We start from the raw sequence: 15,964 nt of genomic DNA, 5'->3' as shown, positions 1-15,964 counted from the left end.
CAGTGCGGCGCCCACCTCGGCCACGTTTTCGAAGACGGGCCGCAGCCCACCGGACTGCGTTACTGCATCAACTCGGCGTCGATCAAGCTGGATAAGGATCCTGACTGACGAGTCGGCTCCGGCCGGCGGCGCCGATCCTGTGGTACGGCAGGAACAAAGAAAAACCGCGCAAGCCCCGAAGGGCTGCGCGGTTTTTTCGTGGTGCCGACCGAGCGCGCTTAGACGCGTTCCCACACCGTCGTGATGCCCTGACCACCACCGATACACATCGTGGCCAGGCCGTAGCGGCCATTCACGCGGATCAGCTCATGCAGCAGCTTGGTGATGATCACCGAGCCCGTCGCACCCACCGGATGACCCAAGGCGATGGCGCCACCGTTCGGGTTGACCTTGCTCGTATCGAGCTCGAGGCCACGGTTGACCGCGATCGACTGGGCCGCGAAGGCTTCGTTCGACTCGATCACGTCCATCTGGTCGAGCTTCAGGCCAGCGCGCTGCAGCGCAAGCTTGGTCGACGGAATCGGGCCTTCGCCCATCACATCGTTCGGCACGCCGGCAATGGCATAGGACACCAGGCGGGCGATCGGCTTTTGGCCGGCAGCGGCAGCCTTGGCGGCGTCGGCCAGCACCAGGAAGGCGGCGGCGTCATTGATGCCCGAGGCGTTGCCCGCAGTCACCGAACCATCCTTCTTGAACGCCGGCTTCATCTTGCCGAGCGCTTCCATCGTCGTCATGCGCGGGTGCTCGTCGGTATCGAACACCACGGTCCCCTTGCGGGTCTCGAAGGTGATCGGGACGATCTGATCCTTGAAACGCCCCTCGGCGATCGCGGCCGCAGCACGCTTCTGCGACTCGAGCGCAAAGGCGTCCTGCTCCTCGCGCGAGATCCCCCACTTGCTGCACAGGTTCTCGGCGGTGATACCCATGTGACCCACGCCGAACGGATCGGTCAGCACGGCAACCATGGCATCGATCGCCTTGGTGTCACCCATGCGCGCACCGCTGCGCAGCGCCGGCAGCAGGTAGGCGCCGCGCGACATCACTTCGACGCCGCCACCGATCGCATAGTCCGCGTCACCCAGCATGATCGCCTGCGAGGCGCTGACGATGGCCTGCTGCGCCGAACCACACAGGCGATTGACCGCGAACGCGACAGAGTCCGTCGACATGCCGGCATTGACCGTCGCCACGCGCGCAACGTAGGCGTAGCGCGAGTCGGTCGGAATGCAGTTACCCACCGCAGCGAACGAAACCGCCTTCGGGTCCACTCCTGCACGAGCAAACGCTTCCTTGGCGACGACCGCACCAAGCTCCGACGGCTCCATGTCCTTTAGCGAACCACCAAAACCGCCGACAGCGGAACGAACAGCACTCAGAACAACGACTTCACGATTTGCCATGCGAACTCCCTCCTAGGAAATCGAAATCTCACCCGCCCACCCAGCCCGCAAGGCCGAGCAGTGCAAGCATGAACAAACACACCAGCAGCGCCCGCCATACCAGGCCCACGGTGCTTTGCATGTGATCGGCATCCGCCTCATCGCCCTGTCCAAGCTCGGGTCGGTCGACGATCTCGCCGGATTCATGGATGGGCATGCCGAGCCTTACGCCCAACGCCCCTCCGCCGCTTGAAAGAAGTATAGCCGACGACCTGTCGGGCCACAGCACGGCCTGAGTGCGCCAGCAATAGATGGCATCCTCGAAATTGCCCACGATCGAGAAAGAGGCTGCTGTAAGCCGCACCGGCACCCAGTCGATCGCCTCGAATGCGCGGCGCGCAAAACGACCGAACTCACCGAACTCCGGATCGGTGCGCTGCCCCCAATCTTCGGCAAAGAAACGTGCCAGCCGATACATCACCGCACCACTCGGCCCGGGCAGGATCACGAACCAGAACGCCACGCCGAACACGTTGCGGTGTGCAGCTACCAAGGCCTGTTCGATGGCGAGACGCGCCACCTCGCTCGAACTTGCGTCGCGGTAGCTGCGGCCCCGCCATTCGCCCAGCAGTTCCCGTGCCCGATCGAGTTCCCCCATGCGCAGCGCGAGGTGAATGTCTGTGAAGAAATGGCTCTCGTGACGAAAGCCCATCGTTAGGTACAGCACCGCCACGTTGAACGCGAAGGCCAGCAGCGGATGCCCTTCCCAAAGCAGGTAGTGCGCCAGGGCCGTACCAACCGTCCCCAGCACGACGACCAGCACCCAGGCCAGTCGTCCATGCTGGGCCTGTCCGTCATTGAAGCGACTCACCAACGCACCCGACAAGGCCGCAAGCGGGTCGAGCACGACGTGTTTGACGGGTAGCGGACGAACCTGCTCGAGCAGCAGGGCAATGATCAACGAAAAGAGGGTCATGCAGCAGCCGGGGGACGTGGTCGAAGCTCAGGGTCTTTGTTGCTTGAAGATACCACAGGTGACATGGTCAGCCCGGGCGTTCATCACCGGTATCACGCAACGTCGATGCGGATATCAGCTCAACCCCTGGTCTCTGCTGTGACTCTATGCCAAATGGACCCTGCCGCCATTGCCACGCAAGCGGTAGAAGTCACTGAGGCGCCATGAAGCACCGGGCCCAAGCACAACGTGGCAGTTACCTGGACCCGAACCAACGAGTTCCGCACGATTCTTCCCAATCGACGCGCAGCAGGTCTCACCAGCAAGCACCTGTTCCGCTTGCAGTCTTCGCGCCGATCTGATTCAGACTCAAATTGCCGCACCTGTCATGTACTTGTACACCAATTGCGGTTGCGGTCACGGTGTAAGTGCGCTGACCAACCCCGCCAACGGCGATGGTGTAGCGGCCATCAAGCCCACCCTCCGTGGTGCAACCCAGCGCCGGCGCTGCACCCACGTAGGTCATGTTGGTGGTGTAGTAGCGCTCCATGAATTGCGCATGCTCGGACAGGCAGGCCTGTGCCTTGGCGCGGTTGGTTCGCAGAATGTACTCCTGATAACTGGGGAGCGCGATCGAGACCAAGATCCCCACAATGGCCACTGCGACCAACAACTCGATCAGGGTGAAGCCCCTCGTTCGCTTGATCATTGTCCAACAACCTCCCGCCAAGACTGCCCTTCGGCATCACCTGTAGGCGGAGTGAACTCTTCCTCCTCCTCCGGATCCGTGTGGATCACCACCACAGTTCGCTCACCCTCTTCCGATATGGTGACCGGGGGGTTGCCCACCAGAATGGGCTTGAGATCATCCAGGACCCCTGGGAACTCACCACCGAGCGTGCCGTAATTGTTGAACAACTTCTTGCGCAAACTCGCACCAGTGAAGGGGTCGATGCCCCACAGCGCGCTCCGACCGCCCGGTTTGCACAGATCGCTACCATCGGGAATGAAAGTGGTACCGATGAGGGCGCTGCCGTAGAACATGTTGGGGGTGATCATGCGCTCGCCAGTCTCCGTGAAGTCGATATACCAGCCCTTCTTGCCGACCATCTGAGAGGCCGAGCCGGATTCGACGGTTCTCATCCTCCGGCCGCCAACGGTACCCGTTGCGGTGATGCTGCGCTCGACCAGTTCCGTTGCGCGCCCGCCAATGGTCTCATTCTCATCGATCAGGCCATACCAGGTCTGTGTTGCGGTCGATGCCCGGTCGGTTTCATTCAGATACTGTCCTGTCCCCACGAACACCCAGGTGCGCAGGTCACGCTGATTGACCGCCGCCCACGGCGAAGCGGTGATCGGCCGGTTTCCGTCAGTGGTGAACAGATGGAACGGCGTCGGAGGCGAGGCTTCGTAAATGTTATTGAAGCGCCAGACGTTGCCTTTGAGATCACCGGCATAGACGGTTTCAAATGTTCCATTCTTGTCCGCATCCCACACCAGCGGCGCCGACAGGCCATTGTCGCCGCCCTCCCCTGTATCAATGACGCTGACCGAACCATCGTTGAGGCTGATCGAGATCAATTGCGCCTTGTCGCCCGAACCGTTCGGACCATTGCCGAAAACCGCTCTCCAGTCACTTGCCGGCCCTACTTCGGCGATGATCGGCTTTCCGATCACATTACCCAACGCAGGAATATCACTTGCGGATTTCTCCCAAAGCAGACTGATGCTGTCCGGATTGGTTACATCGAGCGCAAACACGCCCCGCCCCCCGCGTCCCAGAGAGCCCACGAGGATGGTGCGCCATGCATCATCGACATATGCCTCGGCGACAGTCAATTCGCCGTCAACAAAATAGCGATGCTCGTATTCCGGGTTCGAATACTCACGCAAGGTTTCATTGATCACGCTGCTCGGCACGAAGGCAAATGTCTCCACACCGGTTACAGCATTGAAACCGTGCAACATTCCATCGTTACCGCCCACGTACAGCACCGGGGTACGGGACGCCTTTGAGGTGGCATGATCCTTGTAGCTATCGGCGCCAGGAGTGGATGCGTTCTCGTAATAGTGGCTGAAGGGCGGCTTGCCAACGTAAACCGGCTGGGAATTGACGAAGGACCCCAGCGGGTTATCGCGGGGCCGAAGCGTGCCGCCCGACGAGTCGTCAGTGATCTCGTTGCTATCGTCACCACGCAGATAATTGACGACGGCTTCCGAGCCGAGCGCAGTACGCTGCGTGGTGTTCAAATTACCCCATGTAAAAGCGTCCAGGGTACCGCCCCTATTGAAGAAGATATTCCGTGCGCTCCACTCAGGCAACACTTCGGAGGCGGCCCAACCGGAACCCGGCGCGGTGGAGACTCTGCCTGTGCTGGGGTCGATCTCGTAGCCGCGAACATCTCCGCTCCACGTTCCGCTGGTGTACTGCGTGAAATAGGTCATCGTACCGATGTCCACCGAGGTGGAGCTTGCCGCGCCGCTGGCCGAACGGCCTGTTTCAGAAGCGATTGCGCCCAGAGCATCGGACAGCGACTTCGTGAACTGCTCAGGGTTACTCGCGACGAGAAATTGACCTCGTGCGTTTACCGTTGCATGGAAAAGATCATCAATGCGTTCCAAATTCTCTGTGTCCGTCGGATCCGGCCAGTTGAACGTGCCTTCAAGAACGGTTTCCGGATCCAAGGTGCCTTGCAGACCGATAGAAATGCCAAAAACCCGCATGTGCTGCCAAAAGGCCGGGTTGGTACCGGCCGCAGTCGGAACATCGTTGGCCAGATCTTCCCGAAGGTCCCGATTCCAGTAGTACATGGCCACGTCGGCCAAGGTATTACTCCAGCCGTCTCGATACGGACTGGAAGCCGTGTACTGATAAGTAGTCTCGCCATCTGCATGAGTGATCAGCGAGCCATCGGTATTGTCAACGTTTGCTCGTGCCCCTGCGGTTGATGCGGCAGCATCGTTCCAGTAACCGTCGGTAGTGAGGATGGTAAAGTTCTGCCGGCACGACAACTGGTCTGTTCCGCTCTCCGGTCCATAGGGACCATTGGCGTCAGCGCGCATGAAATATTGCCCTGCCTGGTCGAGCGCTCTGCGAAGGGGTGTATTGCTACTGGACGATGCCGACAGCAGGCTTTCATACCAACTCTCCCTATTCGAACCACGGAACAGACCGTTATCGGTCTGAACGGGAATGTCGAATCTGTTTCTATTCCAGATACTCGTGTAGCCGACGCGGAATTCATCCTCGAGCGTTGAAAACGCCCTGGAAACCGAAGCTTTCGCCATCTTCATCCGGGTACGATAGTAGTGGTACCAGTTGGCGTAGTTCTGACGCTCCTGCGCGATGGTACGCGTCGTGGTGGTGCCGTCGTCGAGCGTCCAGGTGAAGGAAGTGACATTGACGCACCCGGTGTTATCCGTGCAAGTGGCGTTAGCATCACAGCGCCTTGCCGAGCCATTCGTATTCAGCCGCCAGCGATACAGTTGGCTGTTATACGCTGGATTGGAGGTTGGCGTCCGAAGGGTATGGAAACACTGGGCGTTATCGGAAAGATCCGTTGAGCCGGTGAGATTATTTTCGCTAGTCGATACCGACGAATAATTTGCATCATCCATGGGAGTGCCGTCTGCGTTCATCCACGGCGTGTACGTGACGGCAGGGTTATAGAAAATGGTGTTGCGTAGGTGAAACCGTCTGGAGATGTTGCCCGAAGGCGCGTTATCGGGCATGTAATCCCGCCCCATCGATCCCGAATCGTCCAATATGAACCAGATGTTCGGCTCAAGCGGCTTGCCCACCGTCAGCGGAACCTGATCGATTTCCACGCCAGCGTGAGCAAGCATCGGCAGTGCAAGGACCAACGCGAGGGCAAGCTGCCGGGGGCGGGGCGCATGAAGAGGGAGGCTGGAGCTTTTCATTTGAATCACCTTTGATTTTCGGGTGTCAAAACAAACTTATTTACAGTACCGGTACGCGGGCAATACGGCTTAGCACGACGAGCGCGCGTCCGCTGTTGGCAGCTGGGTTATCGCTGCGGGCAGTAATGCGATAGAGGTTGAAACGGGCCGCTGGGCAAAGCGACTCTGATCCGTACTGCAGGCAGTTGGCCGCCTGGCCGGTAAGCGGCACATTCTGCGACCCGACCCACTGAATCAGGTACTGAGGCGTGGTTCCGGCCTGCAATGCGTTATTCACGACGAAGCCGCTCGGCACGTCCTGCCAATCGCCGTCCGTTCCCGTAAAGGCGTTGGCGGGCACGACTCTGCAGGGCGGTTGCTCAGGCGAGCAGTCCACCGTGCTGGCCGTTCCGCTCGAGATCGCCGCAGTTGCAGCCACCAGCGCAGCTTCCGCCGCCTGCATAGCCAAGGTACGGTCGTACATGTTTCCGGTGAGACTTTCCTGCAGGGCGCTGTTGCGAATGCCTGCCAGGCCAGTCAGCGTGGCGATAACCAGCAAAATGAGCGCGACGACCAGCGCCACACCCCGTTGTCCAGGGGCATATGCGACCGGAAAGCGAACACGGGGGCGGGATACCTGGAGGCTCATGGCCTGTTCCTCGTAGCAATCACATTGACGGAGGTGCGTCGCAGACGGTTGTCGGCACCGACCGAAGCGTCAGCGCCCGCCGCCGTCGTTACATTGCGGTTCGTCGTTTCGATAGTCAGCGAAACTTCAACCGCGGAGACCAGATCCCACTGCGTCGCACCGACGGCCGTGGAGAAATTCGCGGCGTTGTCGATTCGATAACGAATCTGCATGTCAGTGACACCGGGCAGGACTTCTTCAGTCAAGACCGTCTGGTCTGCCTGGTTGAATCGCGCGCGATACAGTGATCGGCCACCTTCATCAGATCGACCGTTGTTGCCGATATACCAAGTGCTTGCCCAGTACTGTGCGATCTGCCCGCTGCCGTAGGTGGTCTGTGGCGTGACACTAACGGTACTGGTCGCGCCTCCGGTAACCCGATGCAGCATTGCGCTCTGATTCTCCAGATCACACAGCACCACGATGTTGTTTGCCTGAAGGTTGTGGCCACTCACAGTCGTGACCGTTGTGGCGACGGGATCCGTGTTGCGCAGCGGCCAGCCGTCATTCGTGCCCTGCAACTGGATGGCGTCCGTACCAATGACACGCTGACCGACTGCAGAACCAAAACCGACCGCAGGGCTGACGTCCCCCTCTGTGAATCCGCGCACTGGCTGCCAACTCTGCCACCAGGCGCTCGGGGCGGCGTAGAGATCCGTCGTTCCTACACCCACAGGGCCACAACCGGTGTCGCGGGCCACGCGGATATCGCGTGCGAGCAACTCGAAACCGGTACGGGCATTCTCCTGCATCTCCGCCAACCCCTCGGAGATACGGGCATTTTGCCGATTGTTGCTCATCAGGCTAACCACGCCCAGCACCACGACCATACCCAGCACCATGGCGACCATGACTTCGACCAGGGAGACTCCTCGACATCCGCCCATTCGGAAGCCCCGCGACCGGCAGTGCAACCGACGTTCGGAGTGAAGTGCGCTGATCATATTTCCACCTCGGTTGTGAGAGTCTGAGCGCTCGATCCCCCCAAACCCAAGGAGTCATCCCAGCGGATGGTGACCGTGCATGTCGTGAACGAAAAGGTGGCCGTAACGTCCGTATTCTCACAAGCGATGCTGCCGGAGGCGGACGTACCGAGGCTTTCCTCGAGTCCAGCACGCCACGCTGAAATCTGCACGGCGGCAAAGCTGGTCCCGGTAGGCGCGTCGGCCTCGATGTCGATCTCGAAGTCGCCGCGCTGCGCCGCCTCGCGATCGGCGCGCATCGCCTCGGCAATGCTATAGATATGCATGATCGCCGTGCTGCGTTCAGCCGCACTCTGATTATTCCGCAAGGAACTCAGTTGCAGGCCCGCCAGCCCGAGCAACCCGATGGATAGGACCACGACGGCGATGAGCACCTCGAGCAGGCTCACGCCGCGCTCGAAGGACTGGAGACCGGGGTTAAGCTGTCGGAGAGGTTTCATGAACAGGCTCCGGAACTCTTTGCAGACGTTGTTCGCCCAGCAATACCCACGACAATAGTGACGATGTTGTCGCTGTCGCTGAGGGGGGTGCAAATCGTCAAGGTATTGCCGCCTTCGGCTGCATTGCTCAACCCATTGCCGACGAAGGTTAGACTGCCCCCGCCAAGTGAGCTGCTAACGCGCAGCGTCGAGCCTGAGCCTGAGACAGCACCCCGGCGCAACACTTCTCCGTCAGCGGTGACCACGATCCAGTTCGCCCATTCGTCTTCGCCTGCGCAAACTGTTGTGGTGGCGCTCGAAGTGCGGCACAAACTGACGCTCCGATTTCGCTTGATCGCCTCGCTACGCGCGTACTGGACTGCACCGATAAGATCATTGGCCTGGGAACTCAAGCGATTCAACGCCAACATGGACATCATGGAGGGCACCGCAATACCTGCCAAAATGGCTACGATCGCGACGACTACCATCAACTCGACAAGCGAGAAACCTTTGCTCCGCTCGCTGCCAGAGACCTCACTCCCCCTCCCCCGCCTACTCCGCCAAACCACGTCGCCACCAAGCGAGGGACTCGACGGTTCCCGAGTTGTACTCAAAGCTGGACCAGTGTTGCGCTGCATGGCTACCTCCATGCTTTGATTGTGCGGATGACACCCAAGGATTTCACCCTCGAGGGGGCGAGCGTCACACTTTCGCCGCCGAACGGTCGTCGAGAAGCGGTGCCAGGCCATGGACAGGTATGATTACCCTAAACAAGCAGAGAGTAAGAGCGATGGGAAGTAGCAAAAAGCGAAGAGCCCTTGGATCCGCGAGTTTTACCAGACTGATCATGCTTATTTCCGCACTCGGGGTATCCATGACCGCTCCCGAAGCCGCGGAAATCGCCTTGGCCGGGGTAATCGGCCACCATGCGGTGCTTGTAGTCGATGGCGGGTCACCTCAGACCTTACGAGTTGGCGCTCTGTCGCGAGAAGGGGTGCGCTTGATTGGGCTCACCGGTGACCAAGCGGTCGTAGAGTTTCAAGGCGAGCGCCAGCGACTGCGGCTCGGTGAAAGTGTTGTGAACACTCCCGGGACATCAGCCCCTGCCCGTTTGGAGCTGGTGGCCGATGGACAAGGGCATTTCTGGGCACAAGGCCGGATTAACGGCAGCACGGTGCGCTTTCTGATAGATACCGGCGCGAGCATGATCGCCCTGGGCCGGTCAGATGCGCTGCGCTTGGGACTGGATTACACGACAGGGGAGCGCGCAGCGACCGTGACAGCCAACGGGACGGTTTCAACTTGGCGTGTTCGTCTGGATACGGTCGACGTCGGGGGAATGCGTCTGCACAACGTCGACGCGATGATCCACGACAGAGACCTGCCAATCGCCCTACTCGGGATGAGTGTGCTCAACCGCATGCGCTGGCAGCGCGACGGGCAGAAACTCATCCTGGAAAAGCGTTACTAGAGTAGGTCGCCGACAGACCTGCTCGGACGAACTCGCTCCCAGACGCCAAGGCCCGCCTACCGCGCAGGATGCACCTTCTCACACACTCGCATTAGCGTTAAGCCACTGTCCGCAAGCCGTTAGGCACCATAACCGCGGCGGAACGAACTATGAGGATCCATTGTGTCGTTGCAGCATGTATCACTGGCGGAAGCCCTTAGGCTCCGACTGACGCAGAGCCATCAGCACGAGGTCACCGCTGACTGGGCGGAGCTTGCGGCACAGCCACAGACAAAACCCGCAGCGGTGTTGGTGCCGGTGGTGCTGCGGAGCCACGCGCCGACGGTGTTGTTCACGCGCCGCACCGATCATCTTCAGCATCATCCGGGGCAGATAAGCTTTCCCGGGGGGCAAATGGAGGCCAGCGATACATCCCCGCAGGCCACTGCTCTGCGCGAGACAGAGGAAGAGATCGGAGTAACTTCCGACCATGTGGAGTTGCTGGGCACCCTTCCCGATTACTTCACGGGCACCGGTTTCCGCATTACACCGGTAGTCGGCATTATTCAGCCACCGTTTGAACTCCGGCTTGACACCTTCGAAGTCGCCGAGGCCTTCGAGGTGCCATTGGCGTATTTTCTTGATCCCGCCAACCATCAACGCCATAGCCTCGAGTTCAAGGGGGTACGACGACATTTCCATGCCATGCCCTATCAGGGCTACCACATCTGGGGAGCGACCGCCGGCATCCTTATGTCCCTCTACAATGCGCTACAAGATGAGCCGCCGCTAGACGACGATGGAACCCGTTCCCGGCGCCCGTCTCACGATCTTAGCCGTTGAGGACATTCAGGCGTGTCGCATTGGGTCAATCACACCCACGTATCCACGATTCTGCCCGTGCTACCACTCGCCACTGGCGCCGAGGGCATAGCGATCACAGAGGGCAAGACCTCCACCAGCCGCAGGGCACTCTCGGCCTGCATGTCCATCGCCATCTTCAACACTCTGACTGACGCCTCCGCCTGAACCCTCGCAGCAGCATTGGCGCTGGCTGCCGCAGCAATAGCGCTTACATCCATGATTGACTCCTGAAATCCCATACGTTTAGTTTGATCTTACGCCCGGCACGACTGCGCGCCGGATGGTTTTACTGTGGATGACCGCAGGTCGTGACCCACTTCACGCCCCAGTATGGGCAGCGTGACACAAAGGACCAAAATCAACGTAAAAAGAGATCACCAATTGAAATTCTCTTTTTATGAAACATGAATTTTTCGCCTTCATGGGAACGAGCTACCCCTCGAGCCTTGAACGCGAGTTCGAGCGGATCCTGATCAAGATCGAGGACCTGTGGGACACCCCCAAGATCCACGATTACTTCAGCGACCTGCTCATCGACAAGCGCGGCGGCCGCAAGGGCTTTCCGCCGGACGTGCTGGCGGACATCATCCGCCTGCGGGATGCGCGCGAGCTAGAAACCTTCAAGGCGGCGGAGCGCAAGGAACACGCGATGCACGACCTGACCGCGCGCGGCATCGCCTTCCTGCCGAAGAACTTCTTCAGCGCACTGGAAGAAGGCAACCAGGAAATCATCGACCTCTTCGTCCGCGCCAACTTCAACGTGAATCTGACAGCGGAGGACGGGACTCCGCCTCTGGTGTTCGCGCTCAAGCGCGGCCTGACGATCATCGCGCAGATCCTGCTCAGCGCGGGCGCCGACCCGAACGCGAAGGATCGCCTTCACCTGACACCGCTGCTGGTCGCCTGCGGCAAGCCGACGGCCGGCTACCGGAACACGGTGGAACTGCTGCTTAAGAAGGGTGCGCACATCAACGTTCGTGACCCGCTCGGCAACACGCCTTTGCTCCTGTCGATCAGCGGTGGCACACCCGACATCGCATACATGCTTATCGAACAGGGGGCAGACGTGTTTGCCAGCCGGCGCGATGGCGAGACCGCGCTGTCACTGGCGCAGAAGCTAGGTGACGAGCGCCTGCTGCGCCTGATCGAGTTCAAAACGAAACAGGCTTCGCCCTTCGGCGGAAGCCTGTCTGGTGAGCGCGCCGCAGCCTGAGCGCTGCGTGGAAATCAGTCGCGGAAGTTGCCGTACTGCAGCGGGAAGTCAGTGACCTGCTTCTTCACCAGCGCGATCGCTTCCTGCAGCACGTCACGCTTGGCACCGGACACGCGCACTGCGTCGCCCTGGATGGCGGCCTGCACCTTCATCTTGCTGTCCTTCAACAGCTTGACGATCTTCTTGGCCAGATCCTGATCGACGCCGACGCGCACCTTCACTTCCTGCTTGACCTTGTTGCCGGAGATCTTCTGCACGTCGCCGTAATCGAGGCAGCGGACATCGACGTTCTTCTTGGTCATCTCGGGCAGCAGGATCGTCTTGATCTGGTCAAGCTGGAAGTCGCTGTCACCGTAGAGGGTGAGCAGCTTCTCGGCGTGTTCGATCTTGGCGCTGGTGCCCTTGAAGTCGTGGCGTCCATCGACCTTGCGGTTCGCCTGCTCCACCGCGTTGCGCAGCGAAGGCTGATCGACCTCGGACATGATGTCGAATGACGGCATCGCTCCCCTCCTCCCGCGCGCTCAGCCGAAGTGGCAGATGTAGTGATACGGCTCGCCCGACACTTCGATGTCGAAGCTCGAGTTACCCGGCACGTCGAAGGATTCGCCAGCGCCGTAGGACTTCCACTCAGCTTCACCCTTGAGCCGGACGCGGCAGCTGCCCGCCACGCCTTCCATGACTTCGGGTGCGCCGGTATTGAAGGTCAGTGCAGCCGGCAAGATCACGCCGACCGACTTGCCCGTACCATCCGCGAAACGGACGCTGTGGCTGACGCACTTGCCGTCGAAATAGACGTTGGCCTTGGTGGTGACGGCAACGCCGTCGAGCTTTTCGGTAATGCTCATCAAACTATCCTTTCTTACTCGATTCCAAGCAGCCTCTGGATGAAGCCCTTGGCGACGAAACCGATGAAACCCAGGCCGAGACCGATGAACATCCACATCGCGCCGTACTTGCCTGCCTTGGACTCCTTTGCGAGGTTGCCGATGATGAACAACATGTAGAGGATCAGGGCCGTGAAGCAGACCTTGAGTGAAATGTCCTCGAACTCGGCCATCGTCAGGCCGAAGATCAGTATGTCGTTGTCCATCACCGGTTTCCAAAGAGCTTTACGACCTGAACCGCTTCCTTAGCCGCGCTTCGCCTTGGCGTTGGCCGCGATGCGCATGCGCAGCGCGTTGAGGCGGATGAAGCCGTGTGCGTCCTTCTGGTTGTAGGCGCCCTGGTCGTCCTCGAAGGTCGCGATCGTCGGATCGAACAGCGAATCGGTCTTCGAGTCGCGGCCGGTGACGATGACGTTGCCCTTGTAGAGCTTGAGGCGCACCCAGCCATTGACGGTCTGCTGGGTGTGGTCGATCAGCGCCTGGATAGCCTGGCGCTCGGGGCTCCACCAGTAGCCGTTGTAGATCATGCTGGCGTAGCGCGGCATCAGGTCGTCCTTGAGGTGGGCGACTTCGCGGTCGAGCGTGATCGATTCAATGGCACGGTGGGCGCGCAGCAGGATGGTGCCACCCGGCGTTTCGTAGCAGCCACGGCTCTTCATGCCGACGTAGCGGTTCTCTACCAGATCGAGGCGGCCGATGCCGTGCTTGCCGCCCAGCTCGTTGAGCTTGGCGAGCAATTCGTGCGCCTTCATGCGGGTGCCGTTGATGGCGACGAGGTCACCCTGCTCGAATTCCAGGTCGACGTACTCGGCGGCGTCCGGCGCAGCTTCGGGCGACACGGTCCAACGCCACATCGACTCTTCGGCTTCGGCAGCCGGGTTCTCGAGATGGCGGCCTTCGAAGGAGATGTGCAGCAGGTTGGCGTCCATCGAATAGGGCGAGCCGCCCTGCTTGTGCTTCATCTCGATGGGAATGCCATGCTTCTCGGCGTAGGCCAGCAGCTTCTCACGCGACAGCAGGTCCCATTCGCGCCAGGGGGCGATGACCTTCACGCCCGGCATCAGCGCGTAGTAGCCGAGCTCGAAGCGGACCTGGTCGTTGCCCTTGCCGGTGGCGCCGTGCGACACGGCATCGGCGCCGGTGGCGCGCGCGATCTCGATCTGGCGCTTGGCGATCAGCGGACGGGCGATCGAGGTGCCGAGCAGGTACTCGCCTTCGTAGACGGTATTGGCGCGGAACATCGGGAAGACGAAGTCGCGCACGAACTCTTCGCGCAGGTCGTCGATGAAGATGTTCTCGGGCTTGATGCCGAACTTGAGCGCCTTGGTGCGCGCGGGCTCGAGCTCTTCGCCCTGGCCGAGGTCGGCGGTGAAGGTGACCACTTCGCACTGGTAGGTGTCCTGCAGCCACTTCAGGATGACCGAAGTGTCCAGCCCGCCGGAGTAGGCGAGCACTACTTTCTTGACGTCGCTCATGCTGTTTTCCTGTTTCCTGCTGTGTTGCCGGCGCGCACGCCCGTGTGCACCGTAAATGTCGTCGGACTGAGTCAGGCCTTGATACGGCCCAGCATCAGGTATTCCATGAGGGCTTTCTGTGCGTGGAGGCGATTCTCGGCCTCGTCCCACACCACCGACTGCGGTCCATCCATGACCTCGGCGGTCACTTCCTCACCGCGATGCGCTGGCAGGCAGTGCATGAAGACCGCGTCCCTGTTGGCCACGGACATCATCTCGGCGTCCACGCACCAGTCGGCGAAGGCCTTCATGCGCTCCTCGTTCTCGGCTTCGAAGCCCATCGAGGTCCACACGTCGGTCGTCACCAGATCCGCGCCGCGGCAGGCATCCATCGGGTCGGCGAACTGCTCGAAGTGATCGGTGCCATAGAGGCCGGCACGTTCGGGCTCGACCTCGTAACCCGGAGGCGTCGATACGTGGACGTTGAAGTCCAGCACCTCGGCGGCCTGCAGCCAGGTGTTGCACATGTTGTTGCTGTCCCCCACCCAGGCCACCGTCTTGCCCTGGATCGAGCCGCGATGCTCGATGAAGGTGAAGATGTCGGCCAGGATCTGGCACGGGTGGTATTCGTTGGTCAGGCCATTGATGACCGGCACGCGCGAATTGGCGGCAAAACGCTCGACGATGTCCTGCTCGAAGGTGCGGATCATCACCAGGTCGCTCATGCGCGAGATCACCTGGCCCGCATCCTCCACCGGCTCGCCGCGGCCAAGCTGCGAGTCGCGGGTGTTCAGGTAGATGGCCGAGCCGCCGAGCTGGTGCATGCCGGCTTCGAAAGACAGACGCGTGCGAGTGCTCGCCTTCTCGAAGATCATCACCAGCGTGCGGTCAAACAGAGGGTGGTAAGGCTCGTAGCGCTTGAACTTGTCCTTGATCCACTTCGCGCGCTCGAACACATAGTCGTATTCCTCGCGCGTGAAATCCTTGAACTGCAGGTAATGCTTGATGGAAGTCATAGGCAATCCTTAGCCGTTCGCGAGGAAGTCGCGCACCATCGGCGCCAGCATGGCCACCAGGGTCCGAGCCTCGTCGGCGGTGAAGGTCAGTGCCGGCAGCAGGCGGATGACGCGTTCGGCCGTGACGCTGAGCAGCAGACCCTGCTCCGCCGCACGCGCCATCAGCACGCCGCAGGGGCGATCGAGCTCGATGCCGATCATCAGCCCGCGACCGCGGATATCGACCACACCTGCAACGCCGACGAGCGCTTCGGCCATGCCCTTGCGGATCTGGTCGCCGATCGCCACCGCGTTGTCCATCAGCCTGTCCTCGACGATGGTGTCGAAGGTGGCCAAGCCGGCGGCGCAGGCCAGCGGATTACCGCCGAAAGTGGAGCCATGGTTGCCGGGACCGAAAAGCCCCGTGGCCTTGCCCGACGTCACGCAGGCGCCGATCGGCACGCCGGAGGCCAGGCCCTTGGCCAGCGTCATCACGTCGGGCTTGGTGCCGGCGTGCTGCCAGCCGTACCACTTGCCTGTGCGACCCATGCCGCACTGAACCTCGTCGCACATCATCAGCCAGCCCTTGTCGTCGCACAGGGCACGCAACTCGCGCTGGAAGGTCTCGTCGGCCACATTGACACCGCCCTCGCCCTGGATCATCTCGAGCATCACCGCGACGACCGTATGGTCGTGCTCGGCGATCTTGCGGATGGCCTCGATATCCTTGTACGGCACGCGGATGAAACCCTGCACCAGCGGCTCGAAGCCGGCCTG

General features: G+C 60.8%; 19 protein-coding genes. 4 read left to right on the top strand and 15 right to left on the bottom strand.

Features of this window, described 5'->3' with window-relative positions:
- On the top strand, positions 1 to 108 hold a 108-nt coding region (locus RBT54_RS16765), incomplete at its 5' end, for a peptide-methionine (R)-S-oxide reductase (protein ID WP_320368174.1).
- Between the two features lie 110 nt (positions 109 to 218).
- Here the strand turns inward: RBT54_RS16765 and RBT54_RS16760 are convergent.
- From RBT54_RS16760 to RBT54_RS16725, 8 genes are all read right to left on the bottom strand, one after another.
- A complete protein-coding gene (locus RBT54_RS16760) occupies positions 219 to 1,400 on the bottom strand; it encodes an acetyl-CoA C-acyltransferase family protein (protein WP_277079431.1) in 1,182 nt (393 codons plus the stop codon).
- Between the two features lie 28 nt (positions 1,401 to 1,428).
- Positions 1,429 to 2,355 carry a CobD/CbiB family protein gene (locus RBT54_RS16755; RefSeq protein WP_094267685.1) on the bottom strand — a complete coding sequence of 309 codons (927 nt, stop codon included), beginning with the start codon at positions 2,353 to 2,355 and terminating at the stop codon, positions 1,429 to 1,431.
- 295 nt (positions 2,356 to 2,650) lie between these two features.
- On the bottom strand, positions 2,651 to 3,043 hold the full coding sequence (locus RBT54_RS16750) for a type IV pilin protein (RefSeq protein ID WP_277079433.1): 393 nt from the start codon (positions 3,041 to 3,043) through the stop codon (positions 2,651 to 2,653).
- A complete protein-coding gene (locus tag RBT54_RS16745; RefSeq protein WP_320368173.1) occupies positions 3,040 to 6,255 on the bottom strand; it encodes a pilus assembly protein in 3,216 nt (1,071 codons plus the stop codon). The genes RBT54_RS16750 and RBT54_RS16745 overlap by 4 nt, the downstream gene beginning before the upstream one ends.
- A gap of 40 nt (positions 6,256 to 6,295) precedes the next feature.
- On the bottom strand, positions 6,296 to 6,883 hold the full coding sequence (locus tag RBT54_RS16740) for a PilX N-terminal domain-containing pilus assembly protein (RefSeq protein WP_277079435.1): 588 nt from the start codon (positions 6,881 to 6,883) through the stop codon (positions 6,296 to 6,298).
- The gene (locus tag RBT54_RS16735; RefSeq protein WP_277079449.1) at positions 6,880 to 7,809 is read right to left on the bottom strand and encodes a PilW family protein; all 930 of its coding nucleotides are present in this window, start codon (positions 7,807 to 7,809) and stop codon (positions 6,880 to 6,882) included. The genes RBT54_RS16740 and RBT54_RS16735 overlap by 4 nt, the downstream gene beginning before the upstream one ends.
- A 53-nt stretch (positions 7,810 to 7,862) precedes the next feature.
- Positions 7,863 to 8,345: a type IV pilus modification protein PilV gene (gene pilV, locus RBT54_RS16730; protein WP_277079436.1), complete on the bottom strand. Its 483-nt coding sequence runs from the start codon at positions 8,343 to 8,345 to the stop codon at positions 7,863 to 7,865.
- Complete coding sequence (locus RBT54_RS16725; protein ID WP_413788467.1) at positions 8,342 to 8,815, bottom strand: GspH/FimT family pseudopilin; 474 nt, start codon at positions 8,813 to 8,815, stop codon at positions 8,342 to 8,344. Before RBT54_RS16725 ends, pilV begins: the two co-directional genes overlap by 4 nt.
- Before the next feature lie 359 nt (positions 8,816 to 9,174).
- Here RBT54_RS16725 and RBT54_RS16720 point away from each other — a divergent pair, with 359 nt between their 5' ends.
- Positions 9,175 to 9,798, top strand: coding sequence for a TIGR02281 family clan AA aspartic protease (locus RBT54_RS16720; RefSeq protein WP_277079438.1), 624 nt, complete (start codon positions 9,175 to 9,177; stop codon positions 9,796 to 9,798).
- 162 nt (positions 9,799 to 9,960) lie between these two features.
- Entirely contained in the window at positions 9,961 to 10,620 is a 660-nt protein-coding gene (locus RBT54_RS16715) for a CoA pyrophosphatase (protein WP_277079439.1), read from the top strand.
- 29 nt (positions 10,621 to 10,649) lie between these two features.
- Here the strand turns inward: RBT54_RS16715 and RBT54_RS16710 are convergent, their stop codons facing one another.
- The gene (locus RBT54_RS16710) at positions 10,650 to 10,859 is read right to left on the bottom strand and encodes a YjfB family protein (protein WP_277079440.1); all 210 of its coding nucleotides are present in this window, start codon (positions 10,857 to 10,859) and stop codon (positions 10,650 to 10,652) included.
- Positions 10,860 to 11,038: 179 nt separating this feature from the next.
- Here RBT54_RS16710 and RBT54_RS16705 point away from each other — a divergent pair, with 179 nt between their 5' ends.
- Positions 11,039 to 11,854, top strand: coding sequence for an ankyrin repeat domain-containing protein (locus RBT54_RS16705; protein WP_094267675.1), 816 nt, complete (start codon positions 11,039 to 11,041; stop codon positions 11,852 to 11,854).
- Between the two features lie 14 nt (positions 11,855 to 11,868).
- Here the strand turns inward: RBT54_RS16705 and RBT54_RS16700 are convergent, their stop codons facing one another.
- The 6 genes from RBT54_RS16700 to RBT54_RS16675 all read right to left on the bottom strand — a co-directional run.
- Complete coding sequence (locus RBT54_RS16700) at positions 11,869 to 12,354, bottom strand: YajQ family cyclic di-GMP-binding protein (protein ID WP_094267674.1); 486 nt, start codon at positions 12,352 to 12,354, stop codon at positions 11,869 to 11,871.
- 21 nt (positions 12,355 to 12,375) lie between these two features.
- Positions 12,376 to 12,699 (bottom strand): pyrimidine/purine nucleoside phosphorylase, encoded by a 324-nt coding sequence (locus RBT54_RS16695; RefSeq protein WP_094267673.1) that lies wholly within the window; start codon positions 12,697 to 12,699, stop codon positions 12,376 to 12,378.
- A gap of 14 nt (positions 12,700 to 12,713) precedes the next feature.
- On the bottom strand, positions 12,714 to 12,944 hold the full coding sequence (locus RBT54_RS16690; RefSeq protein WP_094267672.1) for a DUF2788 domain-containing protein: 231 nt from the start codon (positions 12,942 to 12,944) through the stop codon (positions 12,714 to 12,716).
- Positions 12,945 to 12,983: 39 nt separating this feature from the next.
- Positions 12,984 to 14,213: an argininosuccinate synthase gene (locus RBT54_RS16685; protein ID WP_094267671.1), complete on the bottom strand. Its 1,230-nt coding sequence runs from the start codon at positions 14,211 to 14,213 to the stop codon at positions 12,984 to 12,986.
- Positions 14,214 to 14,284: 71 nt separating this feature from the next.
- Positions 14,285 to 15,208, bottom strand: coding sequence for an ornithine carbamoyltransferase (gene argF, locus RBT54_RS16680; protein WP_094267670.1), 924 nt, complete (start codon positions 15,206 to 15,208; stop codon positions 14,285 to 14,287).
- A 9-nt stretch (positions 15,209 to 15,217) separates the two neighbouring features.
- Positions 15,218 to 15,964 (bottom strand): aminotransferase class III-fold pyridoxal phosphate-dependent enzyme (locus RBT54_RS16675; protein ID WP_320368171.1); only part of this gene is annotated, 747 nt, incomplete at its 5' end.

Origin of the sequence: Thauera sp., assembly GCF_034003485.1 — a bacterium.
Classification (GTDB): domain Bacteria; phylum Pseudomonadota; class Gammaproteobacteria; order Burkholderiales; family Rhodocyclaceae; genus Thauera.
This window is presented reverse-complemented; position numbering and strand designations above follow the sequence as displayed.